The following is an 18,763-nucleotide window of genomic DNA, read 5'->3' as shown; positions in this document are numbered from 1 at the left end:
CTCAGCTGGGAGAGCACCTCCCTTACAAGGAGGGGGTCACTGGTTCGAGCCCAGTAGCGACCACCATTTCATTGGACTCATAGTTTTAAATTAGCTGCATTATCCCAGGTCGCTTAGCTCAGCTGGGAGAGCACCTCCCTTACAAGGAGGGGGTCACTGGTTCGAGCCCAGTAGCGACCACCATAATGTACTAATATTGAAAGATATCCCAGGTCGCTTAGCTCAGCTGGGAGAGCACCTCCCTTACAAGGAGGGGGTCACTGGTTCGAGCCCAGTAGCGACCACCATATCTTCATCAGTTCAAATTTATCCCAGGTCGCTTAGCTCAGCTGGGAGAGCACCTCCCTTACAAGGAGGGGGTCACTGGTTCGAGCCCAGTAGCGACCACCATAAATTTTTCAAATCATTAAAATCCTCAAATCCTCAAATCTTCAAAATCATCGAATAAATAAAGTATTTCGCTATGAATATGTAAAATTAGTCACTCAGTTGTGATCATTTATCCGCATTACATACTCTGCTACCCACAAATATATCTGTTTGTTGCCCTTTTCTTTATATGAATACAGGCTATTTCTGAATATTTATTTCAGAAATCACCATACATTATGGCAAATTGTTAATATTTTGATCGAATGTTATCAATGTGTGATTTCCCACCCTTACCCAGTTTTTCGCTGTCCCTCTTCTGACCCAACCATCGAGTCTCACTGACTAACATAAATAAATTTAATAATAAAAAACAGTGAGATAGATTTAATTCTTTAAGTTGGCATTGACCTTGCTATCTATGTTGTAACTCCTCTAGGGACCCTGGCTATATCCCTAACGCATCTTTCGAGTGCAAATAGAGGTAAAACAACAATTAATAAACCAGAAAGGAAGCCCAAATATGTACCCATCTATGACAATGACACCCGTGTGGAAATCAATTAAAGCAACCGCAAAACTCACAGCTATTGCTTCAATGTTAGTTTCAAGCTTTAGTGCGTTTGCTGAACCTGTTGAAATTAAGTTCTCACACGTTGTGGCAGAAAATACTCCTAAAGGACAAATGGCGTTAAAGTTTAAAGAACTGGTTGAACAACGTTTACCTGGTGAATACACAGTTAGCGTGTTCCCAAGCTCACAATTATTTGGTGATAATAATGAGCTAGCGGCATTACTGTTAAATGATGTGCAAATTGTTGCTCCCTCTCTATCAAAATTCGAACGTTACACCAAAAAACTACAGGTGTTCGATCTACCCTTCTTATTTGAAGACATGGCCGCCGTTGACCGTTTTCAACAATCGGAAGAAGGCCAAAAGCTCTTGAACTCAATGAACCGCAAGGGCATTGTGGGTTTAGGTTATTTACATAATGGTATGAAGCAATTTTCAGCCCATGCGCCACTTTCTACTCCAGGTGATGCCAGCGGTAAAAAATTCCGTATTATGGCGTCTGATGTGATTGCGGCACAATTTGATGCTGTTAAAGCGATTCCAGTTAAAAAACCTTTCTCAGAAGTGTTCACCCTTTTACAAACTCGCGCCATTGATGGTCAAGAAAATACTTGGTCAAATATTTATTCAATGAAGTTTTATGAGGTGCAAAGCCACATTACAGAAAGTAACCACGGTGTATTAGATTACATGCTAGTGACTTCAAACACTTTCTGGAAAAGCTTACCTAAAGACAAGCGTGAAATTATCAAAAAATCACTTGATGAAGCGGTTGTATTAGGCAATGAAATTGCTGCCGCTAAAGAAGGCGAAGATAGACAGGCTATTTTAGATTCAAAACGCTCTGAATTGGTTTCATTAACTGCCGTACAGCGCCAACAATGGGTTGATGCTATGAAACCTGTGTGGACCAAGTTTGAAGCTCAAATTGGTAAAGACGTTATTGACGCAGCTCAAGCCGCAAACAAGTAACACCGTTCTCTTGGGTTGTTATCAAAAGTAATAACACGATAACAACCCTCTTTTCATTAAAATTTAGGAGAACAAAGTGATTTCAAATCTGCTCAATAAATTCGAAGAAGGGTTTTTAAACCTATTGATCTCACTGATGACCTTATTGGTATTTGGCGAAGTTATCGCGCGCTTTTTCTTTAATACCGGTTTTCTGTGGATACAAGAACTAACCCTAACCCTGTGTGGTTGGTTTGTATTATTCGGCATGTCTTACGGCGTCAAAGTCGGCGCGCACATTGGTGTCGATGCCTTTGTTAGTAAACTTGCACCCGCGCCTAAAAAGTGGGTTGCTCTATTGGCCTGTTCATTATGCGTTATCTATTGTGGTTTATTCCTTAAAGGTAGCTGGGATTATTTAAGCCAAATGTACCAAATTGGACTGCCGATGGAAGATATCGACTTTCCAGCATTTCTGGTTCATCAACTCGATCCTGATTTTGCCTGGGAAGTGTTAAAAATCGATCTTGAAGATGAAGGTGCGGTACCCGTTTGGATGTCTCAAAGCATTTTAATCATAGGTTTTTCTATGTTGGCTTGGCGGTTTGTTCAACTGTTTATCGCTATTTTAACCGGCAAAACGGATGGTTTTGCCTTAGCTGATGAAGCCAAAGACAGTATGCATTTAATTGATGAAGCAGCACTTGCAAGTGCGATTAACTCCACAACTTCAACAGAAAAAAATAAGGACGAAAAATAATGACTATCGCGACCTTATTTATCACGCTCCTTGTGTGCATGTTAATTGGTATGCCTATCGCCATTGCGTTAGGGTTTTCAAGCGTACTGACTATTTTATTGTTTTCAAACGACTCCCTTGCCTCAATTGCACTGAAGCTTTACGAATCAACCTCAGAGCATTACACCTTACTGGCAATTCCATTTTTTATCTTATCATCGGCGTTTTTGTCCACGGGTGGCGTAGCACGAAGAATTATTGATTTCGCAATGGACAGTGTCGGTCATATTCGCGGTGGTTTAGCAATGGCTTCAGTAATGGCCTGTATGCTATTTGCGGCAGTATCGGGCTCGTCACCCGCTACAGTTGCAGCTATTGGCTCAATTGTGATCGTAGGTATGGTACGCGCAGGTTATCCTGAAAAATTTGCCGCCGGTGTTATCACCACATCCGGCACCTTAGGCATTTTAATTCCACCCTCGATTGTTATGCTGGTTTATGCAGCTGCGACCGAAGTTTCGGCGGCAAGAATGTTTATGGCGGGCTTAATTCCAGGGTTAATGATGGGCTGCATCTTAATGTTGGCAATTTATGTTGTTGCTAGAATTAAAAACTTACCATCACGTCCCTTCCCCGGGGTTAAAGCCTTATCCATTTCAAGTGCCAAAGCTTTGGGTGGTCTTGCCTTGATTATCATCGTGCTAGGTTCGATTTATGGCGGCGTAGCAAGTCCAACCGAAGCGGCGGCTGTTGCTTGTGTGTATGCCTATTTTATTGCGGTATTTGGTTATCGCGATATCGGTCCATTGAAAAATGTCGCCTGGCGTAATCAGCAGGAATCCATCGTCGGTGCTGGTGTACGTAACATTCTGCAAATGTTGTTAGCTGTGATAAAAACCCCTACTGATAAAGAAATTCGGCATGTGGTTCGTGATGGCGCAAAAGTCAGTATTATGCTGTTGTTTATTATTGCCAATGCAATGCTGTTTGCCCATGTACTTACCACTGAACGTATTCCGCATATTATTGCAGAGACGATTGTCGGTTTTGGTTTACCCGCCTGGGGCTTTTTAATCATAGTTAACTTGTTGTTACTCGCAGCCGGTAACTTTATGGAACCCTCAGCGATTCTGTTAATTATGGCTCCCATTTTGTTCCCTATCGCAACGCAATTGGGCATCGACCCCATTCATTTAGGGATTATCATGGTGGTCAACATGGAGATCGGCATGTTGACGCCGCCTGTGGGGCTCAATTTATTTGTTACCGCAGGGATTACGGGTAAAAGTATGGGCTGGGTTATTCAGTCATGTTTACCTTGGTTAGTGTTATTACTTGGTTTCTTAATGTTAATTACTTATATTCCACAAATATCACTGTTTTTACCTGAATACATAGATAAATTGAACGGCTATTAACTTGATTTATTGAACAAAATATACGAGTCTTAAAACTGAATATCCGCTGTTAACCTAGTTAACAACGGATATTTTTGTCGTATATTTTGCCACTCATGTATCGCCCAATTAAGAGTAAATATGGTTATTGCTACCACAAAAATACAATACAAAATATTATTAAGTATCATCCTTATTGCTGGACTGCTTCTTACCCTGTTTACCAGCCAATGGTATTGGCTTAACAAAGGTAAAAGTGACATCTCGATTCAATCTGAAAAGCAAATTAATGAACTGGTGTTATTTATTGATCAGCAACTGGCACAATTTGAAATCATTCCAGAAGTCATTGCCAGCAATCCTATTTTGCAACAAGGCTTATTAGCCGCAAAAGACCCCCATAAAATTGCTCAGCTAAATGCCTATTTATCTGAACTGCAACAAGTTACCGAATCATCAGATATTTATTTAACTGATGCCCTTGGCGTTGCTATTGCCGCAAGTAATTGGGATAAGAAAAATACCTTTATAAATCAAGATTATTCATTTCGGCCTTATTTTATCGAAGCACTATCTGGCCGCGCCGGACGTTACTATGCAGTAGGAACATCATCGGATAAACGGGGTTTCTATTTTTCGAATCCGGTATTTCATAATGGTGTTGTGTTGGGTGTGATTGTGGTGAAAGTGGATATTGGCGTTCTTGAGCAGCAAAGCACAGGTATTGCTATTGCTGGGCAGTACGAGTTCATGATCAGCGATCCCGATGACATTATCTTTTTATCAAGTATCAACCATTGGCGCTTTAGCTCCCTTAGCCCGTTATCTCAGGCAAAACGCTATGCTTTGAATACATCGAAGCGTTATGCAACAAGACCAATCAGTGAGTTAGCAATCAAACCGCCTTACAATACTTTGACTGAGGCGAATTTACACACTTATCAAATAACCTCATCCAGTGGCACTGAGACATACCTAGAAAAAAGACAGTTAATGCCTAATGCTAATTGGACGCTGCATGTATTAGCACCAATGAAGCCTTTGTACCAATCGTTACCCACAATCATGCTATTAGCGGCAAGTTTATATCTGTTGCTAGTCTTATTTATTCTTTATGCCATTGAACGTCGTAAAAACTTACGCCGTATGCTCCATGCCCACAACTTGCTAGAACAACGAGTCAAAGAGCGCACCCTTGAGCTAGAAAAAGCCAACACTAAACTAAAAGATACGCAAGATGAGTTAGTACAAGCGGCAAAGTTAACCGTGATAGGCAGTCTATCCGCCAGTATTAATCATGAACTGAACCAGCCGCTGGCTGCACTCAGGAGTTATGCACAAAATACCCAAACATTTTTGGGTCGAGATATGTTTGACGATGCAAAAAACAATTTAAAGATCATGATTGAATTAACCGACAGATTGGCCGACATTATCGCTCAATTCAAGAGTTTTACCCGTAAATCTCAAGGTAAAGACAACGCGATAGAAATCAATCAAGCCATAGATCAAGCCTTAACAATTGTGCAGCCAGAAATAGATAAACAAGGGGTAATACTCAGTAAGTCAGTACTCAAAGGTCAATGCCAAATTTGGGGAGACACGGTAAGATTGCAGCAAGTATTAGTCAATATTATCAGCAATGCAATTGTCGCAATGCAACAAAGCTCCGTCAAAGAACTCAAGATTACAGCCAGTAAAGCTGCACGCAGTAATAAGTTAATCATTAGCATCAAAGACACAGGTCCGGGTGTTAGAGAAGGCCAGATGAGTAAAATATTTGAGCCCTACTTTACGACCAATGAACGTCAAGGATTAGGCCTAGGCTTATCGATTTCACAGCGAATTATTGAGTCAATGCAAGGCAAAATCACCGTTGAAAATGATAATCAAGCGGGCGCTATTTTTAAGATTTCTTTACCGATTTATTTATATGAGGATATAAAACCTTGAGTTCACTAGGTGATATCAACCAACTACAAGTCATTATTGTCGATGATGAGCCTCATATAGGCAGCGTACTGAGTCAGCTATTTAAACTTGAAGGCATAGCTGCAGCATCAACCACTCAATCAACACAGGTAGCGGAACAAATCCACAGAGATTGGCCTGGCGTGGTATTTTCTGATGTGAATATGCCGCAACTTGATGGCCTGTGCTTATTACAGCAATTAATTCAAAAAGACCCTGATTTACCCGTGGTTCTGATCACAGGCTTTGGTGATATCGCCATGGCTGTTGATGCGGTAAAAAAAGGCGCTTACGATTTTCTTGAAAAACCGTTCAATAATGAACATGTCGTTGATGTGGCAAAGCGAGCCTTAGAAAAACGCCAATTAACGCTGGAAAACCGTAAATTGAAACAAGAGCTGGAATCACATATTGCACCAGGGCCTAGAATACTGGGTCATAGCCCTGGCATAGTAAGAATGCGTAATATACTCAACCAGGTGATAAACGCGCCTGCCGATATCATGATTGAGGGTGAAACCGGTACAGGTAAAGAATTAGTCGCCCGATATCTTCATGATCATAGTCATCGTAGCAAGCACAATTTTGTTGCAATTAACTGCGGTGCAATTCCAGAGAACCTCATCGAAAGTGAGCTATTTGGCGCTCAGGCTGGTGCCTATACCGGCAACGATAAAACACGAATTGGTAAGTTTGAATACGCGAATCAAGGTACCTTATTTTTAGACGAAATTGAAAGCACCCCACTCAGCTTGCAAGTTAAACTCTTAAGGGTATTAGAAGACAGAAAAGTGGAACGCTTAGGTTCAAACCAATCCATTGACCTTGATATCCGCGTGATTGCAGCCACAAAAGTCAACTTACAACAGCTATGTGAAACCGGTGAATTTCGTCAGGATTTACTCTATCGTCTTAATCTTGTCACAGTGCCTATCCCTGCACTCAGAGAGCGAAGAGAAGATATCCCTTTACTCTTCCTTCATTTTGCAAGGATCGCCTCTACACGCTATCACAAGGCGCTTATTGCACTTAATCCTGAGCAGCAGGCTATGCTGACATCCCATGATTGGCCTGGAAATGTGCGGGAATTACGCAATTTAGCTGAGCGTTACGTTCTATTGGGCGCTGAAGCTGCGTTTGCTGCGGGTAATATGGATAACCACCCTACCATGCACTCTAATATGTCATTACAACAGCGAGTCGATTTTTTTGAACGCTTACTTATCGAGGAGTCATTAAGTTATAACAAAGGCAGCATAAAGCTGACTATGGAGCAGCTTGAGCTGCCTCGAAAAACCTTATACGACAAAATGAAAAAGTTCGAAATTGATCGCAAGCAATTTACGGATAATTAACCGCGAATCAAATTTTACGTTAGCTTAGACCGGCTTTTCTAGCGGTCCTTTGCTGAGCAATAATATGGCTAACGCCAACATAGCTAACAAGGTTAACGACCCCAGCACAACCCCCTGCCATAATGAATGTTGCCAAAAAACCATTAAATAGGGACCCCCTAATGCCGCCCCTAAATAATAACAACATAAATAAAGTGATGTTGCTTTAGCTCTATGATTCACCGCACGAATAGCAACAAACGAGTTACAGCAGCTATGGGCTAAGAAAAAACCACTCGCGGTGATTAAAAAGCCCAATACAATTGCCCATAAAGTATCGACTAAGGTCAGCAAGGTCCCAAATACCATCAGCAAAAAAGCCGCTTTAAATAAGATTATCGACCCAAAACGCACAATCCATTTAGCCGATAAATATGAGGCAAAGGTGCCACTGAGATAGCACAAAAAAATTAACGTAGCATTGAATCGACTTAGCTCATAAGGTAATGCCATTAAATGCAGCTGAATAAAACTAAATTGATTCACCATCATCATAAAAGCTAGGCCACCAATAATGAACACTAAACTCATTTTACGATCAGTGATGTGCTCCCAAAATCCGAGTAAATCTTGTTGTAACTTAGCCAGCTTTGCTTGTTTAGCTGATGGGTAAGTCAACTGTGGTTTAATTTCACGCCGAGGTAATAAAAAAGTCACTAATGACACGCCAATTAAGGTCACAATAAACACCAACCCCATAGATTGTTGCCAGGATAAATGTTGCGACATTAAGCCACCAAATAGCCGTCCAAAAATCCCCCCCAAGCTATTAGCAGTAATATAAGTGGCAGCCGCTTTTAACATAAACTCTGGGGCAAGTTGTTCTTTAAAGTAAGCCATGGCAATAGCCGGGACCGCCGCCAACAAGACGCCCTGTAAAAGTCTTATCCATACCAGAGAGTCAAAGTCTGTTGCAAAAATCAGTAATAAATTAGAACAAGCTAGCAGCCATAAACTAATCACTATTGGCTTTAGACGACCTACACGATCGGAAACTACTGCATAAAAAAGTAGTGAAAAAGCGAGGGTAAAACTGGTTACAGATAGCACTAATGTGGAATGGGCGCCGGTGACATCAAATTGCTCGGCAATCAGTGGCAACATGCCCTGAACCGTATAAAGATTGATATAAATTACCACAGAGGCAAGGCAAAGCGCCCAGATTAATCGGCTTTGTTTGCCTTGTTGAGGCGATAGTGTTTCATGGTCTGATGTCCGCCCAGAATGGGGCACAGATACGTCTTTGTGGATCACAAAATGGCCAAAGAATAATTACGACGATAAAACATTATCGTTCGCCATTAAGATAAATCAATGGCGAACTCAGCGGAATGTGAACTTGGTGACTTAATTCGCTTATTAATTACTTTACTTGTTTCATGAGTACTTCAGTGGTGAATTTATTATTATTTATCACCTCGAATTTATCATAGGTTTGAAAAATGACTTTGCCTTGATAAGTGATCATCGCCACTACACCGTATTCAACACTCTTGTCGATAGCCTCTGTAGGGAAAATAAACTTAAATGGCACAGGCACTCTTGCAATATCAAACGACTTTTGTGAAATGATGGCACCTGGTGTATTTATGTCGATCACGGCAATATAAATTTTACTACCTTGGGGTAAGGCGACTTTTTCAAGATATCCTGCATATCCATTAACTACAATTGGCGCGTCAGGGACCACAGTTACGCAACCTGTAAGTAACAATAATCCTGCAAAAAAACTGACCCAAATACTCTTTAATTTACTCATGCTGCTCAACCTATTTATTCCTTGCTGCTAAAACCTGTGAACACTAAACGGCATATTAAGGCTTAGTCATGCGCAACAACCCTTCTTGGGTTGCCGATGCCACTAAACGGCCTTGCTGGTCAAAAAATTGTCCCTTAACAAACCCCCGTCCCCCACCTGCATTTGGGCTTTCAATGCTGTATAAAATCCATTCACTCATATCAAAACTGCGATGGAACCACATTGAATGGTCTATGGTCGCCATTCGTATACCTGGAGTGAGAAATGAGACTCCATGGGGCTGAGCCGCTGTCACTAAGAAGTTAAAGTCCGATGCATAAGCTAACAAGTATTCTTGGATACTATGATCATCGGGAATAGCGCCATTTGCCCTTAACCAAACGTGACGTATTGGCTCTGTGGTTGACGGCGCTAAAGGATTAAAAGGGTTAACCAAACGCATTTCAATTGGTGCATCAGCCATAAACTTCTCAAGCATTTTGGCAGGCACTTTATCGCGCATGGTCATGGCGAGTTCTTGTTGATTCATCAAGCCTTCTGGCCCAGGTACGACTGGCATTTTCGCCTGATGTTCATAACCTTCTTCATGGGTTTGAAATGAGCAAGTCATATAAAAAATCGGTCGACCTTTTTGGATCGCTTTTACCCGTCTGGCGCTAAAACTGCCGCCATCACGCATGGTTTCTACGTCATAAACTATGGGTAGTTTTTCATCTCCCGCACGCAAGAAATAAGAATGCAAAGAGTGGGCATGACGATCTTCACTCACGGTTTGTTTTGCCGCGCTCAAAGCCTGCCCCATTACCTGGCCACCAAACACATGACCAAAGCCTAGATCTTGACTCTGGCCTCTAAATAAACCGAGTTCGATTTGCTCTAAAGACAATAATGATAATAAATCGTTTAACACCTGACTCATTTAACACTCTCAGAAACCACATAATTAGCATTAAGCCTACCCTAAAATCTTCAACAAGGGCTAGTGACTTTTTATGAGGCTTGACCATTTAAAGTTGTTTTGAATACAAAATTGCTAAATTAGTGATTTGCAGCAAACAATATCAACAGCAGTCGTTAGCAATTTTTGATAAGCTATCAGGATGACTAATCTTTGTTATTTTGGTGTTTATGCAATCTTGGATTTTGGCGATTCGCCCAAGAACACTGCCAGCGGCAATTGGCCCCTTACTTATCGGCAATATGTTGGCAATCGAACTTATGCAATTCAGTTGGTTAATTGCTGTTATTTCAATGTTATGTGCCATATTACTACAAATATCAGTCAATTTAGCCAATGACTACTTTGACTATAAAAATGGTATAGATACTGAAGAAAGACTCGGGCCGATCCGCGTGACCCAAAGTGGTATGATCGCGCCTACCACAGTGCGTAATGCCATGATTGTGTGCTTATTAGCTGCATTACTGGTTGGCTCATACCTTATTTGGCACGGCGGCTGGCCTATTGCTGTATTAGCTGCCGCCTCAATTCTAGGCGCTATTTGTTACAGTGGTGGGCCTTATCCACTGGCATCACATGGCCTAGGTGAAGTCGCCGCGTTCGTCTTTTTTGGTTTAGTCGCTGTAGTGGGAAGTTATTACTTACAGGCGGGCGACACTACATTAACCGCTTGGTTATTGGGCTGCGCAATTGGTTTTTTCAACGCCGCTATTATGTTAGTAAATAATACCCGCGACATCAGCACTGACACCAAAGCGGGCAAAAACACCCTTGCCGTTAGAATTGGTGAGCCACAAGCAAAAGTACTATACCAGAGCTTTTTATACCTACCATTTGGGATCATTATTGCGGGATTTTTATTAGGGGCACTTGAAGGATGGCCGGTGTTGTTAGCCGGAGTATCATTAGTGTTAGCCAGAAAGCTAAGCCGCGACTTTAGAGATAACTCAGGCGAAGCCCTCAACCCAATTCTAGGTAAAACGGCCAAACTGACAATGATATTCAGTGTTTTGTTTAGCGCAGGGTTAATGATTAATCTCAGTCAGATATAGTATCTTAAATGTAACATCAGCAGACATTTCATAATGTAATGATGCTTACTCTAAGCAATAAAAAAAGGCTTCTAATATGAAGCCTTTTTATGATGCCCAAAAGCTACATTTTAACTAAAGTACGGACCTTGGCACTCCAATCTAAATGATACTTCTCGCCAGCAGGCTTATCGGTACGTTCAAAGGTATGTGCGCCGAAAAAGTCACGCTGACCTTGCAACAAGTTAGCAGGCAGTGTTTCGCAGCGATAGCTATCGTAGTAGGCCACGGCAGAACCAATACAGGGTGCTGGTATACCTTGCATGACTGATGCTGCAACCGTTTTACGCCAATTTAATTGTTTAGCCGCAAGTGCGCTGCTGAAGCTTTCTGCCATGAGCAAGTTTGCTAGTTGCGGGTTATCAACATAAGCCTGAGTAATTGACTGCAAAAATGTGGCGCGAATAATACAACCGGCTCGCCAAATTTTGGCGATTTCTGCAAAGTTTAGCGTCCAGTTTTGCTCTTTTGCTTCCATCGCCATAAGTTGAAACCCTTGCGCATAACAACATACTTTCGCGCAATAAAGGGCATCTTCTAATGAATTAATAAAGTCTGTTTTTTCAGTTGCTGTGAAAGTACCTTTTTGTGGCCCCACCAGCGTATTACTTAAATTAACTCGCAATGACTTTTGCGTGCTAACAGCCCGAGCATACACAGCTTCGGCGATCGTGGGTGCTGGACAACCTATCTGTAAACTACTCACCGCAGTCCATAATCCCGTGCCCTTTTGGCCCGCTTTATCTAAAATCATTTCCACTAACGGTTTATCGGTTAATGGATCTTTTTGCTGTAACACTTCCGCGCTGATCCCCATTAAGTAACTGTTTAAGCTACCTTGGTTCCAACGTTTGAAAATATCACCAATCTCATAAGTCGATAGACCCACAGCCTCATGCAGCAATTGGTAAGCCTCGCAAATCAGCTGCATATCCGCATATTCAATACCATTGTGAACCATTTTGACATAATGGCCAGAACCCGCTGGACCAATATAAGTGGTACATGGTTCACCTTCAGTGACTGGGTTCCCCGGTTCAAAACGCTCAATCGGCAAACCTGTGTTACTGTCCACTTTGGCAGCAATAGCGTTCCAAATCGGCGCAACATATTGCCATGCAGACTCATCGCCGCTAGGCATTAAAGACGGCCCAAAACGGGCCCCCACTTCACCACCCGATACGGCTGAACTGAAAAACTTAAACTTGCCTTGATAGTGGGCTTCACGTTCTACCGTATCCGTCCACAAGCTATTACCTGTGTCGATAACGATGTCTTCACTGTTGATGCCATTTTCAATAAGGGTGTTACAAATGCCGTCCACTATGCTACCTGCAGGCACAGATAGCACTATCACCTTTGGTGACACAAGTTTATCAAGCATTTCTGAAAGATTATTACAGGCTTGCATCCGGGGGGCTAAGCCAGTTTTACGCTCTTGTTGTTCCTGCTCTAGCGCCGCATTGACTTTCGCGGTATCAAGATCAAAAACAGCAACGTGGTAACCGTTGTCAGCAATATTTAAAGCGAGGTTTTTGCCCATAACACCAAGGCCAATAACGCCGATGTTTGACAAGTTTGTGTGGTGAGTCATTAGATTTATATTCCACAAGGTCACAGAGATTTATCGCGATTCGCGAACCCATATGGACAAATATTATAGCGATTTTTGTAACTAAATTACCAGTTAAAACCTAGATTCTATGGGGTACGATACTCAAAATGTGTTTTTATCATTTTCGTAAAGCAGGGTTTGAAGGGGGATTTCAATTAAAAACGTCAATGTTATCAGGTATAAAAATCGTTAGCTGAGCTAACATTGACGTTTACTAGCATTTAAAAATTTACTCACCTAAAGCTTTAGTTAATGCATTGGCATAGCCCATTCTTGTTAACGTATTGCGAACAATGTCTAAGGTTTGTGGATCTTCTATGGTAGCGGGTACGGTATATTCTTGGTTGTCAGCAATTTTACGCATTGTCGCCCGTAAAATTTTACCCGAGCGCGTTTTAGGTAATTTAGGCACGGCACTCACTAATCGAAACGATGCCACCGGACCAATTTCTTGCCTGACTAAGGCTAATAGTTGCCGATGCAGTTCTTCATCAGTTAACTCTACACCATTTTTAAGTACCACCATGCCTAAAGGGACTTGCCCTTTAAGTTTATCTTGCACGCCTATGACGGCGGCTTCTGCCACCGCAGGATGTTGACACAACACCTCTTCAAAGCGTCCGGTTGATAAACGATGCCCTGCGACATTAATGATGTCGTCAATTCGGCTCATGATATACAAATACCCGTCTTCATCTATGTAACCTGCGTCACCCGTTAGGTAGTATCCGGGATACATGGATAAATAACTGTCGACATAACGGTCATCATTTTGCCACAAGGTTGTCAACGTGCCTGGCGGTAAAGGTTGTTTAATCACCACATTGCCACTTTCATTTGCAGCAACTTGTTCCCCCATGGCATCCAATACTTCCACTTGGTAGCCAGGAACGGGTCTTGCGGGCGATCCGGGTTTAATGGCAATAGGTTCAACACCCATTAAATTGGATGCTACAGGCCAACCGGTTTCAGTTTGCCACCAATGGTCGATAACGGGTTTGCCGAGCATAGCCTGACTCCAATTTAAAGTGTCAGGATCGCAGCGCTCACCGGCTAAAAACATTTGCTTTAAACAGGACAGGTCAAAGTCTTTGATTAACTGACCATCTGGGTCTTCACGCTTAATGGCACGTATTGCGGTAGGTGCGGTAAAAAAACTTTTTACATTATTGTCGGCAATAATTCGCCAAAATGCGGCAGCATCTGGCGTACCTATGGGTTTACCTTCATACATGATGGTAGTAGAACCGACTAACAAAGGACCATAAACAATATATGAGTGACCTACCACCCAACCCACATCGGATGCAGCCCAAAAAACATCATTACTTTCGATGTCATAAATATTTTTCATTGACCAACATAAGGCTACCGCATGGCCGCCATTATCACGCACAACCCCTTTAGGTTTGCCCGTAGTGCCTGAGGTATAAAGCACATAAAGCGGATCTGTGGCATTGAGTGATACACATTCAGCACTCGGTGCATCTTGAAGCGCGTGTTGCCAATCTACATCCCTTGGCACTGTCAAATCTGCTTGATACTGATGTCTTGCCAAAATTAAGCAGTGGTCAACCTTATGACTGGCTTGATTAAGCGCATCATCTAAAAGCGGTTTATAAGGCACGACACCAGATGGCTCTATGCCACACGAAGCAGACAAGATGAGCTTGGGTTTGGCATCGTTAATGCGGGTTGCCAATTCATTCGCCGCAAAGCCGCCAAATACTACGGAGTGAATAGCGCCTATGCGAGCACAAGCTAGCATTGCAAAGGCAGTTTCGGGGATCATTGGCATATAAATAACCACCCTGTCGCCTTTTTCAATGCCAATTGACTGCATATATCCCGCTAAACGACTCACTTGAGCAAGCAATTCGTTATAGGTAATTTGATACTGATTTTGTGTCACAGGGCTAATGTAATTAATGGCGATACGCTCGCCTCTGCCCGCGACCACGTGTCGGTCAACAGCGTTATAGCAAGTATTCATCTTACCGTCGGCAAACCACTGGTAAAATGGCTTATTTGTATCATCTAAGATGCTCTCAGGCTCTTTGTCCCAAGTAATCATCTTTGCTGCATTTGCCCAAAAGGTCGTTGGGTCTGCAATTGATTGGTCGTGCAATGACTTTCCTACACCCGTCATGTTATTTCTCCTTTAGCTCTCCCAAGCTGATTATGAGCAGAATTCATTCAATGTCCCTATTAGACAAACGGATAAGCATCTATACTGCTTGGCCATAAATGAGATTGTTCGCTGCAAAATCCAATAACACACTAAAAAACTAATCATTAACTATCATATAGATAACGATAATGACTAAAATTAATGGCAACTCAAATTAACAGTTGCCAAATAGATTTTTTACCTCAAACTTTACCTTTACGTAAACTTCATATATCTTGCAACAAAAGAAACCTATTTGGTGAGATGATGAACGCTACAGTCAGCACCCAATCTACATATTCCATCAGTGATTTATCAAAAGAATTTGATATCACCACTCGCAGCATTCGTTTTTACGAAGATCAGGGCTTAATTAAACCTAAGCGTCGTGGTCAAACTCGCATATACAGCCTAAAAGATCGTGTCAGACTCAAACTGATACTTAGAGGCAAACGCTTAGGGTTTTCATTAGCTGAAACTCGTCGGTTATTCGAACTTTACGATGCTGACAAATCAAGCACATCACAATTGAATACCATGCTTGAGTTAGTTAACGACAAAAAAGCTGCGCTTCAGCAACAAATGGATGACATTAAAGTGGTGTTAATGGAACTCAATTCCGCAGAGCAGCAATGCAAAGCGGCGTTAGAAATTAATAAAGCGTAAACAAGATTGATTGACTCTCATCTCAAGGTTTTTTGGTAATTTGGATAACCCGTAAGCACAGCAAAAAGAGCCGAATAATCGGACAAGGTGCTTACATCACTGCATTAAAGCAGTTTTAACAGACAAGCAGACGACTCCCAAACGCAACATAGCGTGGAGTCTAAAAATAATAATTCAACAGGACACAAGCCATGAGCGATTTATACAGCAGCCTTAATTTTGGTTTAGGCGAAGAGATTGATATGTTACGCGACGCTGTTCGCAGTTTTGCTAGCAACGAAATAGCCCCTATTGCCGCCCAAGTTGATCACGATAATGAGTTTCCAAACCATATGTGGACTCAGTTAGGTGATATGGGATTACTTGGCGTCACAGTGCCCGAAGAGTTTGGTGGTGCAAACATGGGATATTTGGCCCATGTTGTTGCAATGGAAGAAGTTTCCCGCGCGTCTGCATCTATTGGTCTTAGCTATGGCGCCCATTCAAATCTGTGTGTAAACCAAATCAACCGTAACGGTAATGATGCTCAACGCGCTAAATACCTACCAAAACTGGTTAGCGGCGAACACATAGGTGCATTAGCAATGAGTGAGCCCAATGCTGGCTCAGATGTAGTATCAATGAAACTGCACGCCCGCAAAGACGGCGACCGCTATATTCTTAATGGTAATAAAATGTGGATCACCAATGGTCCAGATGCACACACTTATGTAATTTATGCCAAAACAGATTTAGAAAAAGGTGCCCACGGGATCACGGCTTTCATCGTAGAACGTGGCTTTAAAGGCTTTAGTCAGGCTCAGAAACTCGACAAGCTAGGCATGCGCGGCTCAAACACCTGTGAGTTAGTTTTCGAAGATTGTGAAGTCCCTGAAGAAAATATCTTAGGCGGCCTCAACAATGGCGTGAAAGTGTTAATGAGCGGTCTAGACTACGAGCGCGTAGTGTTATCTGGTGGCCCGCTAGGCATTATGGCGGCCTGTATGGACATCGTTGTTCCTTATGTACATGAACGTGTTCAGTTTGGAAAATCCATCGGCGAGTTCCAACTTGTTCAAGGCAAAATTGCCGACATGTACACAGGAATGAATGCCGCAAGATCCTATGTTTACAACGTGGCAAAATCTTGCGACCGTGGTGAAACCACTCGTAAAGATGCTGCGGGTGCCATTCTGTATAGTGCCGAACTTGCTACCAAAATGGCATTAGATGCGATTCAGTTATTAGGCGGAAACGGCTATGTTAATGAATACGCCACCGGCAGATTATTACGTGATGCCAAGCTATATGAAATTGGTGCTGGCACCTCAGAAATTCGCCGTATGCTCATTGGCCGCGAACTCTTTAACGAATCGAAATAATCGCAATAACACTTGTCTTATGCTGAATATCATTAGCACAAGGCAAGTGAGTTTCTGTTGAGGGGTTCGCTTAATCGGCCTCAGTGCCCTGCCCCTTGATACTCTAATTTGTGCTCAATAAAGGATATTGACATGACGCACCTGAGCAGCAAGATAAATCCTCGTAGCGATGAATTTAAAGCCAAATTTGATGATATGGCTTTGTTAGTCGATGACCTTCAAAAAAAGCTCATAAAAATAGAACAAGGCGGCGGCCCAGTGGCGTGTGAGCGTCATTTATCTCGTGGCAAGTTATTACCCCGCCAGCGAGTAGAAAAACTGCTTGATCCCGGTTCTCCTTTTTTAGAAATCGCTCAATTTGCCGCCTATGAAGTTTATGACGAAGATGTTCCTGCTGCGGGCGTCATTGCCGGTATCGGTCGAGTCAGCGGTGTTGAGTGTATGATCATTGCTAACGATGCGACCGTAAAAGGCGGAACCTACTACCCCATTACAGTCAAAAAGCATCTACGCGCTCAAGACATCGCCAAACGTTGTCATTTACCTTGTATTTACCTGGTCGACTCCGGCGGAGCAAACTTACCCCGCCAGGATGAAGTATTTCCAGACCGTGATCATTTCGGACGTATCTTCTATAACCAAGCACAAATGTCAGCATTAGGCATTCCGCAAATCGCCGTTGTTATGGGCTTATGTACCGCGGGTGGCGCTTATGTTCCTGCCATGGCTGACGAGTCGATCATAGTGAAAGAACAAGGCACCATCTTTTTAGCTGGGCCACCATTAGTGAAAGCTGCAACAGGTGAAGAAGTGTCTGCCGAGGAACTAGGTGGCGCTGAAGTACATACAAAAATTTCCGGTGTTGCCGATCATTTAGCTCAAAATGATGATCATGCTCTTGAGCTTGCTCGACGCGCGGTATCACGTCTAAACCATCAAAAAACCATCGCCAGCGTGCTCAGTCCGGTAAAACCACCTAAATATGATATCCATGAGCTTTACGGTATTGTCGGCACTGACCTTAAAAAGCCATTTGATGTAAAAGAAGTGATTGGCCGCATAGTCGACGATTCTGATTTTGATGAGTTTAAAGCCAATTATGGCGCCACATTAGTCTGTGGATTTGCCCGTATCCATGGATACCCTGTCGGTATTGTGGCAAACAATGGCATTTTGTTTTCAGAGTCAGCCCAAAAAGGTGCACATTTTATTGAGCTGTGCTGCCAACGAAAAATTCCTTTACTGTTTTTGCAAAACATTACCGGCTTCATGGTGGGTAAAAAATACGAACACGAAGGCATTGCAAAACACGGTGCAAAAATGGTGACAGCAGTATCTTGTGCCACTGTCCCTAAGTTCACTGTCATTATTGGCGGCAGCTACGGCGCAGGCAACTACGGCATGTGTGGCCGGGCATTTGAACCGACCATGATGTGGATGTGGCCCAATGCACGTATCTCAGTGATGGGCGGCGAACAGGCGGCGGGCGTGTTAGCCACAGTACGTCGTGATGGTTTGGCCCGTAAAGGCGTTGAATGGTCAGCAGAAGAAGAACAAGCCTTTAGAAAACCGATTGTTGAGCAGTATGACAAAGAAGGCCATCCATACCATGCCAGTGCGCGCTTATGGGACGATGGCATTATTGATCCCGCACAAACTCGCGATGTGGTTGGCCTAGCCTTATCTGCGGCATTAAATGCCCCTATTGAAGACACCAAGTTTGGTGTGTTCCGCATGTAATTGCG

Annotated in this window: 14 protein-coding genes and 3 tRNA genes; 12 read left to right on the top strand and 5 right to left on the bottom strand. The window is 42.7% G+C overall.

What is annotated here, in order from left to right:
• The first annotated feature begins 107 nt into the window (after positions 1-107).
• The 8 genes from IEY03_RS09930 to IEY03_RS09895 all read left to right on the top strand — a co-directional run bounded on the left by IEY03_RS09930 (position 108) and on the right by IEY03_RS09895 (position 7,356).
• Positions 108-183: transfer RNA gene (locus IEY03_RS09930), tRNA-Val, on the top strand.
• A gap of 28 nt (positions 184-211) precedes the next feature.
• Positions 212-287, top strand: a tRNA-Val gene (locus IEY03_RS09925).
• A 27-nt stretch (positions 288-314) separates the two neighbouring features.
• Positions 315-390 (top strand) — tRNA-Val (locus IEY03_RS09920).
• A 514-nt stretch (positions 391-904) separates the two neighbouring features.
• Positions 905-1,915: a TRAP transporter substrate-binding protein gene (locus IEY03_RS09915; RefSeq protein ID WP_188841222.1), complete on the top strand. Its 1,011-nt coding sequence runs from the start codon at positions 905-907 to the stop codon at positions 1,913-1,915.
• A gap of 76 nt (positions 1,916-1,991) precedes the next feature.
• On the top strand, positions 1,992-2,654 hold the full coding sequence (locus tag IEY03_RS09910) for a TRAP transporter small permease (RefSeq protein WP_346056125.1): 663 nt from the start codon (positions 1,992-1,994) through the stop codon (positions 2,652-2,654).
• Positions 2,654-4,051: a TRAP transporter large permease gene (locus tag IEY03_RS09905; RefSeq protein ID WP_188841200.1), complete on the top strand. Its 1,398-nt coding sequence runs from the start codon at positions 2,654-2,656 to the stop codon at positions 4,049-4,051. The genes IEY03_RS09910 and IEY03_RS09905 overlap by 1 nt, the downstream gene beginning before the upstream one ends.
• Positions 4,052-4,171: 120 nt before the next feature.
• Entirely contained in the window at positions 4,172-5,983 is a 1,812-nt protein-coding gene (locus IEY03_RS09900; protein ID WP_188841199.1) for an ATP-binding protein, read from the top strand.
• A complete protein-coding gene (locus IEY03_RS09895) occupies positions 5,980-7,356 on the top strand; it encodes a sigma-54-dependent transcriptional regulator (protein ID WP_188841198.1) in 1,377 nt (458 codons plus the stop codon). The genes IEY03_RS09900 and IEY03_RS09895 overlap by 4 nt, the downstream gene beginning before the upstream one ends.
• Before the next feature lie 24 nt (positions 7,357-7,380).
• Here IEY03_RS09895 and IEY03_RS09890 read toward each other — a convergent pair whose 3' ends face one another.
• The 3 genes from IEY03_RS09890 to tesB form a co-directional block, all read right to left on the bottom strand.
• Positions 7,381-8,649 (bottom strand): MFS transporter, encoded by a 1,269-nt coding sequence (locus tag IEY03_RS09890; RefSeq protein ID WP_346056122.1) that lies wholly within the window; start codon positions 8,647-8,649, stop codon positions 7,381-7,383.
• Between the two features lie 109 nt (positions 8,650-8,758).
• Complete coding sequence (locus IEY03_RS09885) at positions 8,759-9,154, bottom strand: YbaY family lipoprotein (RefSeq protein ID WP_188841197.1); 396 nt, start codon at positions 9,152-9,154, stop codon at positions 8,759-8,761.
• A gap of 55 nt (positions 9,155-9,209) precedes the next feature.
• On the bottom strand, positions 9,210-10,073 hold the full coding sequence (gene tesB / locus IEY03_RS09880; protein ID WP_188841196.1) for an acyl-CoA thioesterase II: 864 nt from the start codon (positions 10,071-10,073) through the stop codon (positions 9,210-9,212).
• Between the two features lie 209 nt (positions 10,074-10,282).
• Here tesB and IEY03_RS09875 point away from each other — a divergent pair, with 209 nt between their 5' ends.
• Complete coding sequence (locus IEY03_RS09875) at positions 10,283-11,167, top strand: 1,4-dihydroxy-2-naphthoate polyprenyltransferase (RefSeq protein ID WP_188841195.1); 885 nt, start codon at positions 10,283-10,285, stop codon at positions 11,165-11,167.
• A 103-nt stretch (positions 11,168-11,270) separates the two neighbouring features.
• Here the strand turns inward: IEY03_RS09875 and gnd are convergent, their stop codons facing one another.
• Positions 11,271-12,800, bottom strand: coding sequence for an NADP-dependent phosphogluconate dehydrogenase (gnd, locus tag IEY03_RS09870; RefSeq protein WP_188841194.1), 1,530 nt, complete (start codon positions 12,798-12,800; stop codon positions 11,271-11,273).
• 250 nt (positions 12,801-13,050) lie between these two features.
• A complete protein-coding gene (locus tag IEY03_RS09865; protein WP_188841193.1) occupies positions 13,051-14,970 on the bottom strand; it encodes a propionyl-CoA synthetase in 1,920 nt (639 codons plus the stop codon).
• A gap of 288 nt (positions 14,971-15,258) precedes the next feature.
• On the opposite strand from IEY03_RS09865, the gene IEY03_RS09860 reads away from it, so the two are divergent.
• The 3 genes from IEY03_RS09860 to IEY03_RS09850 all read left to right on the top strand — a co-directional run bounded on the left by IEY03_RS09860 (position 15,259) and on the right by IEY03_RS09850 (position 18,758).
• Positions 15,259-15,657 carry a MerR family transcriptional regulator gene (locus tag IEY03_RS09860; protein WP_188841219.1) on the top strand — a complete coding sequence of 133 codons (399 nt, stop codon included), beginning with the start codon at positions 15,259-15,261 and terminating at the stop codon, positions 15,655-15,657.
• Positions 15,658-15,848: 191 nt separating this feature from the next.
• The gene (locus tag IEY03_RS09855) at positions 15,849-17,018 is read left to right on the top strand and encodes an isovaleryl-CoA dehydrogenase (RefSeq protein ID WP_188841192.1); all 1,170 of its coding nucleotides are present in this window, start codon (positions 15,849-15,851) and stop codon (positions 17,016-17,018) included.
• 132 nt (positions 17,019-17,150) lie between these two features.
• A complete protein-coding gene (locus IEY03_RS09850; RefSeq protein ID WP_188841191.1) occupies positions 17,151-18,758 on the top strand; it encodes a carboxyl transferase domain-containing protein in 1,608 nt (535 codons plus the stop codon).
• Positions 18,759-18,763 lie beyond the last annotated feature (5 nt).

It is taken from the genome of Shewanella aestuarii (assembly GCF_014647215.1).
Lineage (GTDB): Bacteria > Pseudomonadota > Gammaproteobacteria > Enterobacterales > Shewanellaceae > Shewanella > Shewanella aestuarii.
Note: the sequence above shows the minus strand (reverse complement) of the source record. Positions and strands in the feature narration are given on the sequence as shown.

Coding starts and splice junctions, on each gene's coding strand:
- tesB (WP_188841196.1), bottom strand. CDS start 10,073: ATGAGTCAGGTGTTAAACGATTTATTATCATTATTGTCTTTAGAGCAA.
- gnd (WP_188841194.1), bottom strand. CDS start 12,800: ATGACTCACCACACAAACTTGTCAAACATCGGCGTTATTGGCCTTGGT.
- IEY03_RS09885 (WP_188841197.1), bottom strand. CDS start 9,154: ATGAGTAAATTAAAGAGTATTTGGGTCAGTTTTTTTGCAGGATTATTG.
- IEY03_RS09850 (WP_188841191.1), top strand. CDS start 17,151: ATGACGCACCTGAGCAGCAAGATAAATCCTCGTAGCGATGAATTTAAA.
- IEY03_RS09915 (WP_188841222.1), top strand. CDS start 905: ATGACAATGACACCCGTGTGGAAATCAATTAAAGCAACCGCAAAACTC.
- IEY03_RS09875 (WP_188841195.1), top strand. CDS start 10,283: ATGCAATCTTGGATTTTGGCGATTCGCCCAAGAACACTGCCAGCGGCA.
- IEY03_RS09905 (WP_188841200.1), top strand. CDS start 2,654: ATGACTATCGCGACCTTATTTATCACGCTCCTTGTGTGCATGTTAATT.
- IEY03_RS09900 (WP_188841199.1), top strand. CDS start 4,172: ATGGTTATTGCTACCACAAAAATACAATACAAAATATTATTAAGTATC.
- IEY03_RS09865 (WP_188841193.1), bottom strand. CDS start 14,970: ATGACGGGTGTAGGAAAGTCATTGCACGACCAATCAATTGCAGACCCA.
- IEY03_RS09855 (WP_188841192.1), top strand. CDS start 15,849: ATGAGCGATTTATACAGCAGCCTTAATTTTGGTTTAGGCGAAGAGATT.
- IEY03_RS09860 (WP_188841219.1), top strand. CDS start 15,259: ATGAACGCTACAGTCAGCACCCAATCTACATATTCCATCAGTGATTTA.